This window comes from Leptothoe sp. PORK10 BA2 (assembly GCF_034932105.1).
GTDB lineage: Bacteria > Cyanobacteriota > Cyanobacteriia > Phormidesmidales > Phormidesmidaceae > Leptothoe.
In genome coordinates this window covers 47,713-60,426 of record NZ_JAYGIG010000117.1, presented here as the reverse complement: position 1 = coordinate 60,426, position 12,714 = coordinate 47,713, and the positions used below count along the sequence as shown (strand labels likewise).

The window sequence follows — 12,714 nt, the reverse complement described above, 5'->3', positions numbered from 1 at the left end:
GTTTTCTCCTATAGCTTAAAGCGGATTGATCTTCGCTTCCAGGGAGAGGGCCTCTTTGAGAGTTATATTGTCCAGCTATCGTTCTACCGCTGTAATCGGATTTGGTCATGCTCCACCCTGGCAATCCACCCCCCCGGAAAGGGATCCGTCTGGCTGCGATGGGGGGCATTCCCTAGCGCTACGAGTTTCTCAATATGCTCAAAGTTTGGCTGCTGGGGCAGTACCGTTTGCAAGAGTCGCCGAGCCACCCGCCGTTGGAGCGCTAAGGGAGCCGCCCCAAACCATGGGCGATGGATACACCACCCGTCCTCCAAGGGAGCCACCACATCGGCATATAGCTGATCAGTCTGAGCTTCTAGGTAGCTGACTTCGGCGGTAAAAATTTCGGCAGTTTGGGCCAGGGTGGTTTCGACGTTGGGGTTAAAGTGCGATCGCAAATAAGGCATTAGCTCCTGACGAATGCGATTACGGCGATAGTACAAGTCCTCATTCGAGCTGTCATGCCAGACAGACAGGCCGAAGTCGTGACAAAACAGACCCGTTTCCTGTCGGGTCAACTGTAATAGCGGGCGGGTGACCCAAATCGCTCCACTACCCTGCTCGTTCACCAGTGGTCGCTGCCAACTCAAGGCCTGGATGCCATCGGCTCCGCTACCGCGCAACAGGTTATATAGCACTGTCTCAGCCCGATCGGTCGCCGTATGGCCCGTGACCACATGGTGATAGCCATGGCGGCGGGCCACATCCGCAAATACCCCATAGCGCCAATTCCGAGCCGCCGCCTCGGTTGCCCTCAACGCCTGGGCCGTCTCCCCAAAGTAGGGCAGTTGCCATTGTTGCGCCAGACCCATGACGTGGGCTGCATTCTCAGCAGAATCAGGTCGCCAGCCGTGGTCACAATGGACGATGGCTAACCGCCATCCCCACCGCTCCCCCAGGTCTAGCAGTAATTTGGCCATACATAAAGAATCCTGCCCCCCGGACACAGCCATCAAAATAGCCGTGTCCTTTGGAAGCAGGACCTTTGATTTCAGTAATGTATGAATCCGAGCATGGGTAGGGCTCCAAGACATATTGAATCCCTACCTACTCCCTCACACATCTCTAGCTGGACTAGTCCCCCAGATTAGTTGCCCCGATCCTTCAGATCGTCAACAACATCAGCCGCCTTATCCTTCAGCTTACCAGCCTGATCGGCCGCTTGGTTCGCCCCATCACGCACGCGCTGCCAAAGAGACTGGGGAGTACCCTCGGCTGCATCAGCCACCTTTTTCATAGCATTGCCAGCGTCGTCGACCATACCGCCCAGCTTACCAGTCACAGTGTTAGCACCACCCTGAACAGCATTCCCAGCATTACCGAGGCCACCGGCTACGCCATCCACACCCTGCTGAGCTGCGCTGGCCAGATTCCCCAGCCCGCCCTTAGCGGCATCCCCAACGTTACCAAGGCCACCTTGAAGCTTATCAATGCCGCCCTTAGCCGCATCGCCAACATTGCCGAGACCACCCTGAAGGTTATCCAAACCACCCTTAGCGACGTTACCGACGTTGCCGAGGCCACCGGCCACGCCATCAACACCTTGTTGCGCTGTGCCTTTGAGATTATCGAGACCGCCTTTGGCTGCATCGCCAAAGTTATCCAGACCAGTTTGCAGGTTACCGAGGCCGCCCTTGACTGCATCGCCAACGTTATCCAAACCGCCTTTAATGCCACCTAAGCCGCCTTTGGCTGCATCACCGACATTGCCCAGGCCACCCTTAGCCATGTCACCCACATTGCCCAAGCCGCCTTTGGCCACATTGCCGACATTGCCCAGACCAGTTTGCAGGTTACCGAGCCCCCCCTTGGCTACATCACCAACGTTATCCAAACCGCCTTTAATGCCACCTAAGCCGTCTTTGGCCACATCGCCGACATTGCCCAGACCACCTTTAGCCATATTACCGACATTGTCTAAGCCGTCTTTGGCTACATTGCCGACATTGCCCAAGCCATCTTTAGCCACATTGCCGCCCTGTTTTGCCGTAGCCCAGGCTGCACCGCCAACGGCTGCAGCGCCTGCGGCTACCCCCGCCCCTGCTTTCCCAACGCCTGATAGGTCAATGCCCTCAGTTGTAGATTCATTGGTAGAGGTGACCACGCGCTCATCTTTGCGGCGACGCGCACCCCAAGCCCATAGGCCCAAGAAAGCAGCTGGCACAATCAGCAGCCACCAAAGATTGGCCCGAGATTTCGACTGAGGATTGACATCGCTAACCGCCTGGTCTGCTGCCGCCGTCACTTGATTAGCCACATCACCAGCCCCATCAGCGGCCCCTTCAACCGCATCACCAGCGGCACCAGCTGCCCCTTCAACGACATCACCAGCGGCACCAGCCGCACCTTGAACCGCATCACCAGCCGCATCAGCGGCCCCTTTGACCGTGTTACCCGCCGCACTGACCACACCCGCCAACGGATTCACAGATTGGAGGGCAGATTGTCCTGGGGCACCAGCCGCATAACCTAAAAAGGCAGCAACAGCCGGGGAAGGTTCACCGCTATAAACCAAGGAAAAAGGCTGGGAAAAGGGATAACGAGCATCAGTGGGCAATGTCTTATGCATCGACAACGTCCGCACACCGGACAAAGCACCCACTTCATCCACTAGGACATAACTAATGCCATCATTCCCCAGAGCCTTTGCCACATCAGCGGGACTATCGCTAACTAACTGGGTTGCCGTCTTACCAGTAGCAAACTTAGCCGACTGAAACACAGGATAAGGAGCCAAAGCCAGGCGAGTATCACTCGTCTCAGGTCGATCCACTAGGCGAATAGGCGCACTCGGCCCACCGACTTCAGACCAATTCTTAATTTCGCCCCGAAAAATTTTGGCAAACTGCTCACCGGTCAAGCTGCCATTAAATGGATTTTCAGCACCCACAATGATGGCAATCTTAACCCGCTTCACATCAACCGCAGAAAGCCCCTGAGCAGTTTCAGCCGCGCTGAGGGGACGACTAATGGCCGCTAGATCCGCGTCACCATTCAACAAGGCCTGAATAGCCTGCTCGGCACCCACCGCATCAATATTCACCTCAGCGCCGTTGAACTTACCCTCAAAACTTGTTTTGAGAGCCTCACTGATGACAGCCATGGCATCAGAACCACTGCTCACTTTAAGGCTCGTATCACCGGATACGGCAACAGGCACCTCAAAGGCAGCTCCTGCTGCCACGGCCTGAAAACCAGAAAAAGACTGGGGAGGGGCAACAATTGTGAACAACGCAACCGTAGCAGCCAACGGAAAGGTAGAGCGGAGCCTAAGCATATCTAAAACCTCGTATCAAAAAAGTTTTGTCAACCGACACCAATGAGGAAATGTAACGAAAGTTACGTAATCGTCGAACCGAATTCAATCACAATCTTATCGCTGGAGCAAAATAAATCAATGTGACATGTCCGCACAAACCTACAAAAGTCGGAATATAGGGAATTTTTGAGCCAGAATGCTTATTTTTGGATCACTTTTGAGTTACGAAAAACTCAATAAAACTACAAGCCAAGACACTGTTGAATCGGGTCTGTCGTCGACAACTATTCCCCAGGCAATGGCGATGGCGATGGCGTAAATTGCAGTTTTTTTAGAAATTTAAAAATTTGTGTAGCCATTGGGAAATGAGATCATGGGCTGATACTGGCAGGGATGCTGTGCAGCGATTTAAGTATGCTAGCCAAACATTCGTATCAAAAAACTTCAAAATAAGTCCCAACCTACACTGCTTACAACGTATGACCAGTCCTATAGTGGTTTATGCTCTTCGGTGACACATAGGTCAATGTTTTTGTCTGCAGTTGAGGGCAATCCAGAAGCACTCCTAGCACGGTCAAATAATGGATAAAGGCATAGTCAGCAATCAGACAAATGATCCCAGGGTCCCCACCAGTGCCATCAACGCCAATGATGGCAGTGCTGAGCCCCCTCAACAACCACCAGAAGCGACATCGGGCCATCCATCGTCAGATGAGAATGCTGCCGTAGAGTCCCGTGCTGCTCTAGCGGCCCGATTAAAGGCTTCAAACACGGTCGAACTTTTTGTATTTGAAGAAGCGGATGACAGTAGTAGTCAGGCAGCTCCGCCCCTCGCTGATGTAGCCTCTCTAGATGTAGATGTGGAGCAACAGAGTGGATCTAAACAGCAGATAACGTTTAAGAGTGAACAGGGACGACTGTTGCTGTTGCTACCCTCAGCTCCGGAAAAAAGTTTTACCCCAGCTGAGTGGGAAGAGCTATGTCAGCAGCTCACGTTACGCCTCAGTTCTGAAAATCGGTTTTTAGAGCCCAATACGACGGTGCACTTAATTGCCCGAGACCGGCTGCTGGATAATCGTCAGCTTCAAGAAATTGATCGGTTACTGCAAACGGCCCAACTACAACTCAAGCGCATTTATACCCAGCGTAGACAGACTGCTGTGGCGGCGGCAACGGCCGGGTATTCGGTGGAGCAGCAAACTAAATTAGAACACCTGAACGATTCATCGAGCCGGGGAAAGGCCCTCGAAACGCCCCTCTACGTGCAAACCACCGTCCGCTCTGGGACGGAAATTCGCCATCCTGGCTCAATTGTGGTGATCGGCGATGTGAATCCGGGCGGATCGCTGATCGCGGCGGGGGATATTTTTGTTTGGGGGCGTCTGCGGGGGGTGGCCCACGCGGGCTCCGACGGCAATGCCGCCTGTCGCATTATGGCGTTGCATATGCAACCAACCCAGCTGCGGATAGCTGACTCTGTGGCTCGGGCACCGGAAAAACCACCGTCCCAATATCAACCGGAAGTGGCCTATGTCAGTCATGAAGATCCGAGTAGTGGAATTCAAGGGGGGATTCGGATTGCGATCGCATCTGAATTCGCCCAAATTCACCTGAACGCCCCATGATCTTCCTTGACCTGACAGCAAAGTTTCCCCGTTAAGCGCCCTGTCTCTAGAAAATCCTTAGGGAAATCCAAAAAAATTTGCCATAACGTGAGACTATTGCCCTACTTGAGCCCTGTGCCCTACGAACACCATCCGCAATCGCCCGTTTATCCATAGCTATGAACCGTATTATCGTCGTTACCTCCGGTAAGGGAGGCGTTGGCAAAACCACCTGCACCGCCAACCTAGGGATGGCCCTAGCCAAGGCAGGTAAACGCGTCGTAGTAATTGATGCTGACTTTGGGTTACGCAATTTAGACCTGCTCCTGGGTCTAGAAAACCGCATTGTCTATACCGCGTTAGATGTTTTAGCGGGGGACTGTCGCCTGGATCAGGCGTTGGTCAAAGATAAACGCCAGCCCAACTTAGCCCTATTACCCGCCGCCCAAAACCGGTCGAAGGAATCCATTACCCCAGATCAAATGAAAAAGCTGGTCAGAGCCCTGACCAAAGCCTATAACTTTGTCCTGATCGATAGCCCGGCGGGGATTGAAATGGGCTTTCGCAACGCCATTGTGGCGGCCCGTGAAGCGATTATTGTCACCACCCCAGAAATTTCCGCCGTCCGCGACGCTGACCGCGTGATTGGTCTCCTGGAAGCCAATGATATCAAGGCCATGCGGCTGATCATTAACCGTCTGAAACCGGCCATGGTGGAAGCTCAGCAAATGATGTCCGTCAAAGACGTGCAGGATATTTTAGCGGTGCCGTTGCTGGGGGTGATTCCCGACGATGAGCAGGTGGTAGTTTCTACCAACAATGGGGAACCCCTAATCCTGAATAAGGAACTTTCCCAAGCGGGTATCGCCGTTTCTAATATCGCCCGGCGCTTGCAAGGGGAGAAGGTACCGCTGATGGACCTGAGTGTGCAAAAAGATAGTTTTTTCACCAAACTACGTCAGTTATTTAACTAGTTTTGCCCAGGCGGTCGATGGGCGAACGACCGTTATTGTTGCTGATTCATAAGGGAATCAGCAACGTCATCCGTTTTAATGCCCCTCGCCTTATCGGAAACGATCATGATTAGTGAATTCTTTGAAAGACTCTTTGGCCCGCGTGAACCGTTAAGTCGTGACACCGCCAGGCAGCGCTTGCAATTAGTCTTAGCCCACGACCGGTCCGACATTTCGCCCCAAAACCTAGAAAAGCTGCGTCAAGAAATTTTGGAGGTGGTGTCCCGATATGTCGAACTCGACTTCGACAGTCTGGAATTTTCCCTCGAATCGGACAATCGCATGACCGCGCTCATGGCCAATTTACCCATTCGACGTGTGCGGACCAACCCCTTAAAGCCGGATAGTCCGGTGGAGACCGTTAAGGAACCCGAGCTGGACTTGGAAGATGGCTCTGAGATAGAGGAAGTGTCGGAAACAGCAGATATTCCGTTGGATTAATCTTTGAGTTAACTCAGTGTGTAGACATCAAGGTGATCGCCATTGCCGGTTGTATTCATAAATTGCGATCGCACCCGCCGTCTGCACATTCAGCGACTCCACCCGGCCATATTGGGGAATCGTCAGGGCCCCATCACACAGGGCCAAGATATTAGCCGGAATTCCAGTCAGTTCCCGCCCCAAAAGCAATAATGTCTTAGCCGCAAAGGCATAGTCCGTCAGCGGCTGCGCGGTTGCCTGAACCGTCAGGGCCACAATCCGATAGCCCGTCTGCTGGACCAACCACTGGAGCAATTGGTCCGGGGGGCAATATTCCACCCGCTGCCACTGCTGGGCCGAAGCAGCGATTTTACGAAACTCCCAAGACTCATCGACCCTAGGCAACACCAACCGATCTACCCCCAAGACCTCACAACTGCGGCAGAGGGACGCCTGGTTAGCGGCTTTTTCGAGTAAAGTCGCACACACCGTGAGGCAAGGAAGATCACCAGGAGGGGAATCGAGCATGGAGTGGGTCAATGATTGCCTCCTAATCGCTCCCTAACCCATATTTTGGCCCTCATATTTTGGCCCTAATGATTAGACCCCAATAGGCCCCAAATAGACCCTAATCTTGCGGCACCAGTTCCACATTCAGCTCATTCACCACGCGGCGGCGTAAGGTATCAGATTCTTCACGGGGAAGCAGTTCAAACACTTCTCGAAAAACATCATCCAGGTCTTCATAGCTCACGGCCCCAATGCGATCAAACAGCACCTTGCCCATGCCATCGAGCACCAGAGTTTGGGGGACTGAGACTTTATTGAAGTAGTAACCCGGCTCATCGGGGCGAAAGTTCGCCTGCGCTTTAAGGGCAATAGCGTCGGCGGCAATGGGCACAAAATTTACCACCCGGCCATAGGGGGCCTGCAACTGGGAGATGACGAAGGAATATTCCTTGCAGTCGCTGCTGTCATCCACATAGAAAAAGAGCAGGGTCGGTTTTTCTTGCTTTAGGGACTGGGCCAAAGTGGTATGGGGCGGCACAATGGCTCCGTTACCGGCGTAGAGGGCAAAGATGTTGCCGTCATATCGGTCGTCCTTGAGGCCAGCTAGGGCAGTGTCAGGAAAACATAGGGCAGGCAGTAGGCAGGCGGCGAGCGCCACAACCACCATTAGCCATCTGCCTAACATGCGACGCCATGGCCAATGTCCAAATCCAAAACTACCCATCCAACTCCTGACCCACCACATCACATCACTACCATTACGCCACACAAAGGGCATTCTGCCCCACAGCGGCCTGAGAAAATCCTCCCTAGGTGCCCCGAAAACTCTGGATTACAGTCTGCAGCTCCCCCTTGGCTGCACTATAGTTTTCCGCCGTTGTCCAAGCCACCACCTGGTAGTAATTGGTCGAACCCTCAACTGTGGTGTGTAAATACACCACGGGCACATTGTCTACCCGTCCTTTGACCTCATACTGTAAGGCCTTCATGCCATTTAATGAGGTCATGGACGTAGGCACCTTAGCCTGCTCCTGGGTCATTCCCCGATCTAAAAAGCTGAGATATTGGTCCGCATTGTCCGCCAATACGAAGCTACCCACCTCTGAACCCCTCGGATCAGCTAAAACCATCACATACATGGTTCTATCTTCCCGGGCGGCGTACAGGTCAGCATCGGACCGCAAGTTTTGCACATCGACCCATCCCTGCGGTAGGGTCAGCTCCACGTCGCTCTCCTGATTGGCCAGACGTTTTTGACCATTGGACAAGTTTTGCATCGAGATGGAGTTGATCACGTCCTTAGTACGCTCACCAACGCGATCGCAACCCGTCGCCCCCAGCAGTAAAACCGCTGATAACACTAGCAGCGAAGGTGTTCTCAGAAAATTTAGTCTTGCCTGACGCTCAAACATACAACCCATTGATCTATACCGAATTCAAAGCAATTGCTGGCATTCTATAGCGTTAGTCCCATTCTTAGAACATCGCCCCCGAGTCTAGGTCCCAACCCCATGGGCCAAAGCATAGAACACATTGCCATAAAACCTGAGATTTTTGCCAACAGAAACCCAAACTATTGACCGATCAATCAGCCTTCACCAGACCATAAACAGGGTGCAATTCTGGTTGGGCCAGACCGCAAGGTTATCGCTTTGACCTATGCTGGACTATGGAAATTTCTTTATAAATATTTTAGAGGAACATTAGAGGCCATGCTCAGAGCTGGAATCGTTGGACTTCCCAACGTAGGCAAATCCACACTATTCAATGCGCTGGTCGAAAATGCCAAGGCCCAAGCCGCTAACTTTCCTTTTTGCACCATTGAACCCAACGTCGGCATCGTCGCCGTCCCCGATGAGCGCCTCGGCGTCCTGGCTGAAATTTCCCAATCCAAGAATACGGTACCTGCCCGCATCGAATTTGTTGACATCGCCGGTCTGGTCAAAGGGGCCAGCAAAGGCGAGGGTCTGGGCAATCAGTTTTTGGCCAATATTCGGGAAGTAGATGCCATTGTCCATGTGGTGCGCTGCTTTGAAAATGACGACATCATCCACGTGGATGGCTCCATTGACCCCTTGCGGGACGCAGAAATCATTAATCTGGAGCTGGCCTTAGCCGACCTAGACCAAATCGAGCGCCGGCTCGAGCGGGTGCGTAAACAGGCCCGCCGCGATCCCGAAGCCCAGGCCGAACTGGCGGTGCTAGAAAAAATTCTGCCCGTCCTAGCCGATGGCAACCCCGCCCGCACCGTCAAGCTAGAAGAAGAAGACGAACTACTGATTAAATCCCTCGGTTTTTTAACCCGCAAACCGATCATCTACGCCGCCAACGTCGCAGAAGACGAACTCGCCACCGGCAACGCCTGGGTAGAACAGGTGAAGACTTTGGCCGCCGCAGAAAATGCCCAGGTAGTCACCATTTCAGCCCAAGTGGAAGCCGAGCTGATCGAACTGCCCCCGGAAGAACGCATCGATTTTCTAGAGGACCTGGGCGTCACCGAAGGCGGTCTCAAGTCCCTAATTCGAGCCACTTACGATCTGCTGGGTCTGCGCACCTATTTCACCACTGGCCCCCAGGAAAGCCGTGCCTGGACCATCACAGCAGGCATGTCAGCTCCCCAGGCAGCGGGGGTGATTCACACCGACTTCGAACGGGGCTTTATCCGAGCCGAAACCATTTCCTACCAGGACCTGGTGGAGTATGGTTCCATGAATGCAGCCAAGGAAAAGGGCCTGCTACGCAGTGAGGGCAAGGAATACACCGTTCAAGAAGGTGATGTCATGCTGTTTAGGTTCAATGTCTAAGGAAAATCCTGCGCCCTCCAGCCTACATCTCAAGCGGCCTTGTCTACTGGTGGCTGATCTAGATCGGTCCTTAACCCTGTATCGCGACTGCCTTGGGTTTCGCCTAGACTATGTTGGGAAGGCTAATGCTGACTCTTACCTCTACAAAGTTTTTCAGCTGCCTGCCGAGGCCCAGATGCGGTTTGCCGCTCTGAGCACCGAAGTGGAGCCCAGGGCCTTGGCCCTCACCGAGGTCAAAGGTGTTGCCCTACCGAAAGGAAGACATCGGGGAGCCACGGTGATCCGAATTCCTGCCTTAGCCAGTATTTTGCCTCAGCTCGAGGCTTTACACCTCACAGTTATTGAACCCAGCTCCTTTAGCGCCCCTCCCAACCTGCGGTTTACGGAACAAGCCTTCTGTGACTTCGATGACCACTTGATTGTGTTGTATGAGGTGCAACAGGAAACAGAAAACGCCGTTCCTCAGTTTGCCTAAAATCGACTTCAACCAACATCCATCTGGAAAGATCTACAGTTAAAGACTATCCATCCAAGACAGATCCGATTAGAATCTGTCCAACGCCTTACCTATCGGCTCAGATACTTTGATACCTAGGTTTCTGAAATCCACCCTTGCAATCCCCTCCTGGGCAACCCTTTCACTGATCATGAATGGGGTACTGTTTGCTGCGCTCTTGGTGGTGTGGCAGGAAAAATCTGGCGGGGGTGACCCCACGGTGCTGCCCCAGGCCAATGCGGCCAATAGCACTAATCCGACCGTCGTGAAAGATCTGGACCTGGCGGCCAATGCCCCCCTCTCCACGCTGAACAATAAGCAGCGCCTCAGCTATGACCAATGGGTCACGCTGTTGGGGCAAGAAATGTCGATCATGGCCGCCAAAAACCCAGACCATCTGACCATTTTGCTGGGGGATTCCCTCAGTTTATGGTTTCCCACAGAACTGCTGCCTGGCCGACGGGTTTGGATGAATCAGGGTATTTCAGGGGAGAAAACTCATACCCTACTGACCCGGCTGGATTCATTAAATGTGGCCGATGTGGATACGATCTTCTTAATGATCGGCATCAACGATTTGATCTGGGGGCAAAGTGATGAGCAGGTGATTGCGAATTACCGCGATATTATGGACTACCTGTCCACCCACCATCCCACAACTCAAATTGTGGTCCAATCTATCTTGCCCCATGGGGCGGAAACCTCCACCTGGGAAAGCCGTGAGCTGCTGCTAGAGCTGCCGAATGAGCGAATTCGCAAAATGAATCAATCCTTGGAAGAAATTGCCCAGGATTACGACGCCCACTACCTAGAGCTGTATCCCATTTTCTCCACCGGGGACGGAACTCTACGCTCGGATTTGACCACCGATGGCCTCCATCTCAATCGTCAGGGGTATTTGGTATGGCGGGCTGCGATCGCACTCTACAGTCAGCTAGAGTTGCCATAGGAACCCGCTCCATCTTCGATACACTAGATATATCTAGGTATATCTTCCTGCCGCATCTTCATAAACCCCATGGACACCCGAGCATTTCGCCGTAGCCTCAACCAATCGGATCACTACTACCGCAATCAAGGCTTTGGCGAAAAAGAACAAATCGCAGCTCAAATGGATGACGAGTACCAAAGCACTCTGATTCAAACCATCCGCAACCAGGGATATTCCTATACCCAGGGCGATGTCACCATTAAGCTGGCCCAGGACTTCGGCTTTTGCTGGGGAGTGGAGCGGGCCATCGCCATGGCCTATGAGGCCCGACAGCATTTCCCCCACCAACGGATTTGGATTACCAACGAAATCATCCACAACCCCAGGGTCAACGAACGGCTCCAGGAAATGAACGTGCAGTTCATTCAGCTGATCGATGGCCACAAAGACTTTTCTGTAGTCGAAACAGGAGATGTGGTAATTTTGCCCGCATTTGGAGCCAGCGTCGATGAAATGAAGCTGCTGAGTGATCAGGGCTGCACCATCGTCGACACCACCTGTCCCTGGGTCTCCAAGGTATGGACCACCGTCGAAAAACACAAGAAAAAGGACTTTACCTCCATCATCCACGGTAAGTACAAGCACGAAGAGACCGTGGCCACCAAGTCCTTTGCGGATAAGTATCTGGTCGTACTCAACCTGGACGAAGCCCAATATGTCGCCAATTACATACTCAACGGTGGCAATTCTCCAGAGGAGAGGCTGCGCCAACGCAGCGAGTTTTTAGCAAAATTCGCCAATGCCTATTCCACCGGGTTTGATCCCAATCAAGACCTCAACGCTGTGGGCATTGCCAATCAGACCACCATGCTTAAAGGGGAAACCGAGAAAATCGGCAAACTGCTAGAGCGCACCATGCTGAAAAAGTATGGCCCCCAAGCTGTCAACGATCATTTTTCCAGCTTTAACACCATCTGCGATGCCACCCAGGAACGGCAAGATGCCATGTTTGAGCTAGTCGACATGACCATGGATCTGATGGTGGTTATCGGCGGCTTTAACTCCTCTAACACCACTCACCTGCAAGAAATCGCCATTGAGCGGGGCATTCCGTCGTATCACATTGACGGTCCCAACCGTCTGGGTCCCGGCAACCGGATTGAGCACCAACCGCTGCACCAAACCATAACCACCTCAGAGAATTGGCTACCCAAGGGCAAAATTGTCATTGGTATTACTGCCGGTGCCTCCACCCCTGATCGATCCGTGGCCGAAGTCATTCAGCGCATCTTTCAGCTCAAGGTTGAACTCCACTCTCCTGCAGCAGTTTAAACTGAGCCTCAGGAACGCCGAGGACAAGGCCCAATAAAACCAGAGCGAGGCGTCCTAAGTGGCGGCAGATAAGGTTTTTACCTAAAATAGGTAGAATAAATAAAATATAGTTGGCATCTGTCTAGGTCTTCAGGAAATAGGCAGATATTTAGTTTTTAATGGCAATTTTTCCCAGACTTTTAGCCGATTGGGCCACCCATAAGCTGTTGTTATAGTTAGCTTGTAGAGAGCATTTATCTTGTGATCTCTGCACAAAAAGCGATAATATCCAGATTTTTTAGTTCTTCGACATTAAAGCTAGTCGAC

General features: G+C 52.7%; 11 protein-coding genes and 1 pseudogene. 7 read left to right on the top strand and 5 right to left on the bottom strand.

What is annotated here, in order from left to right; genetic code table 11:
• Positions 1 to 83: 83 nt before the first annotated feature.
• Both tilS and VB741_RS17300 read right to left on the bottom strand, forming a co-directional pair.
• Positions 84 to 1,073 carry a tRNA lysidine(34) synthetase TilS gene (gene tilS / locus VB741_RS17305; RefSeq protein WP_323366439.1) on the bottom strand — a complete coding sequence of 330 codons (990 nt, stop codon included), beginning with the start codon at positions 1,071 to 1,073 and terminating at the stop codon, positions 84 to 86.
• A 53-nt stretch (positions 1,074 to 1,126) separates the two neighbouring features.
• Complete coding sequence (locus tag VB741_RS17300; protein WP_323366438.1) at positions 1,127 to 3,316, bottom strand: substrate-binding domain-containing protein; 2,190 nt, start codon at positions 3,314 to 3,316, stop codon at positions 1,127 to 1,129.
• Between the two features lie 563 nt (positions 3,317 to 3,879).
• Between VB741_RS17300 and minC the strand changes: the two genes are divergently transcribed.
• The 3 genes and pseudogenes from minC to minE form a co-directional block, all read left to right on the top strand.
• Positions 3,880 to 4,923, top strand: a complete 1,044-nt coding sequence (gene minC, locus VB741_RS17295; RefSeq protein ID WP_323366437.1) for a septum site-determining protein MinC — start codon at positions 3,880 to 3,882, stop codon at positions 4,921 to 4,923.
• Between the two features lie 158 nt (positions 4,924 to 5,081).
• Positions 5,082 to 5,876 carry a septum site-determining protein MinD gene (gene minD, locus VB741_RS17290; RefSeq protein ID WP_323366436.1) on the top strand — a complete coding sequence of 265 codons (795 nt, stop codon included), beginning with the start codon at positions 5,082 to 5,084 and terminating at the stop codon, positions 5,874 to 5,876.
• Positions 5,877 to 5,981: 105 nt separating this feature from the next.
• Positions 5,982 to 6,239 (top strand): annotated as a pseudogene (minE, locus tag VB741_RS17285) (cell division topological specificity factor MinE); the annotation flags it as partial.
• A gap of 144 nt (positions 6,240 to 6,383) precedes the next feature.
• Here the strand turns inward: minE and VB741_RS17280 are convergent.
• From VB741_RS17280 to VB741_RS17270, 3 genes are all read right to left on the bottom strand, one after another.
• Positions 6,384 to 6,863 (bottom strand): TrmH family RNA methyltransferase, encoded by a 480-nt coding sequence (locus VB741_RS17280; protein ID WP_323366434.1) that lies wholly within the window; start codon positions 6,861 to 6,863, stop codon positions 6,384 to 6,386.
• A gap of 100 nt (positions 6,864 to 6,963) precedes the next feature.
• The gene (locus VB741_RS17275) at positions 6,964 to 7,512 is read right to left on the bottom strand and encodes a thylakoid membrane photosystem I accumulation factor (protein WP_323366433.1); all 549 of its coding nucleotides are present in this window, start codon (positions 7,510 to 7,512) and stop codon (positions 6,964 to 6,966) included.
• 142 nt (positions 7,513 to 7,654) lie between these two features.
• Positions 7,655 to 8,257 carry a hypothetical protein gene (locus VB741_RS17270; protein WP_323366432.1) on the bottom strand — a complete coding sequence of 201 codons (603 nt, stop codon included), beginning with the start codon at positions 8,255 to 8,257 and terminating at the stop codon, positions 7,655 to 7,657.
• Positions 8,258 to 8,557: 300 nt separating this feature from the next.
• Here VB741_RS17270 and ychF point away from each other — a divergent pair, with 300 nt between their 5' ends.
• The 4 genes from ychF to VB741_RS17250 all read left to right on the top strand — a co-directional run bounded on the left by ychF (position 8,558) and on the right by VB741_RS17250 (position 12,408).
• Positions 8,558 to 9,649, top strand: coding sequence for a redox-regulated ATPase YchF (gene ychF, locus VB741_RS17265; protein WP_323366431.1), 1,092 nt, complete (start codon positions 8,558 to 8,560; stop codon positions 9,647 to 9,649).
• The gene (locus VB741_RS17260; protein ID WP_323366430.1) at positions 9,642 to 10,124 is read left to right on the top strand and encodes a VOC family protein; all 483 of its coding nucleotides are present in this window, start codon (positions 9,642 to 9,644) and stop codon (positions 10,122 to 10,124) included. Before ychF ends, VB741_RS17260 begins: the two co-directional genes overlap by 8 nt.
• Before the next feature lie 172 nt (positions 10,125 to 10,296).
• Complete coding sequence (locus VB741_RS17255; RefSeq protein WP_323366429.1) at positions 10,297 to 11,094, top strand: GDSL-type esterase/lipase family protein; 798 nt, start codon at positions 10,297 to 10,299, stop codon at positions 11,092 to 11,094.
• A gap of 69 nt (positions 11,095 to 11,163) precedes the next feature.
• Positions 11,164 to 12,408, top strand: a complete 1,245-nt coding sequence (locus VB741_RS17250) for a 4-hydroxy-3-methylbut-2-enyl diphosphate reductase (RefSeq protein WP_323366428.1) — start codon at positions 11,164 to 11,166, stop codon at positions 12,406 to 12,408.
• The last annotated feature ends 306 nt before the right edge of the window (positions 12,409 to 12,714 follow it).

What these genes read in the sequence shown, in the direction of transcription:
- tilS (WP_323366439.1), bottom strand. Translation starts at nt 1,073, where the DNA reads ATGTCTTGGAGCCCTACCCATGCTCGGATTCATACATTACTGAAATCA.
- VB741_RS17300 (WP_323366438.1), bottom strand. Translation starts at nt 3,316, where the DNA reads ATGCTTAGGCTCCGCTCTACCTTTCCGTTGGCTGCTACGGTTGCGTTG.
- minC (WP_323366437.1), top strand. Translation starts at nt 3,880, where the DNA reads ATGGATAAAGGCATAGTCAGCAATCAGACAAATGATCCCAGGGTCCCC.
- minD (WP_323366436.1), top strand. Translation starts at nt 5,082, where the DNA reads ATGAACCGTATTATCGTCGTTACCTCCGGTAAGGGAGGCGTTGGCAAA.
- VB741_RS17280 (WP_323366434.1), bottom strand. Translation starts at nt 6,863, where the DNA reads ATGCTCGATTCCCCTCCTGGTGATCTTCCTTGCCTCACGGTGTGTGCG.
- VB741_RS17275 (WP_323366433.1), bottom strand. Translation starts at nt 7,512, where the DNA reads ATGGTGGTTGTGGCGCTCGCCGCCTGCCTACTGCCTGCCCTATGTTTT.
- VB741_RS17270 (WP_323366432.1), bottom strand. Translation starts at nt 8,257, where the DNA reads ATGTTTGAGCGTCAGGCAAGACTAAATTTTCTGAGAACACCTTCGCTG.
- ychF (WP_323366431.1), top strand. Translation starts at nt 8,558, where the DNA reads ATGCTCAGAGCTGGAATCGTTGGACTTCCCAACGTAGGCAAATCCACA.
- VB741_RS17260 (WP_323366430.1), top strand. Translation starts at nt 9,642, where the DNA reads ATGTCTAAGGAAAATCCTGCGCCCTCCAGCCTACATCTCAAGCGGCCT.
- VB741_RS17255 (WP_323366429.1), top strand. Translation starts at nt 10,297, where the DNA reads ATGAATGGGGTACTGTTTGCTGCGCTCTTGGTGGTGTGGCAGGAAAAA.
- VB741_RS17250 (WP_323366428.1), top strand. Translation starts at nt 11,164, where the DNA reads ATGGACACCCGAGCATTTCGCCGTAGCCTCAACCAATCGGATCACTAC.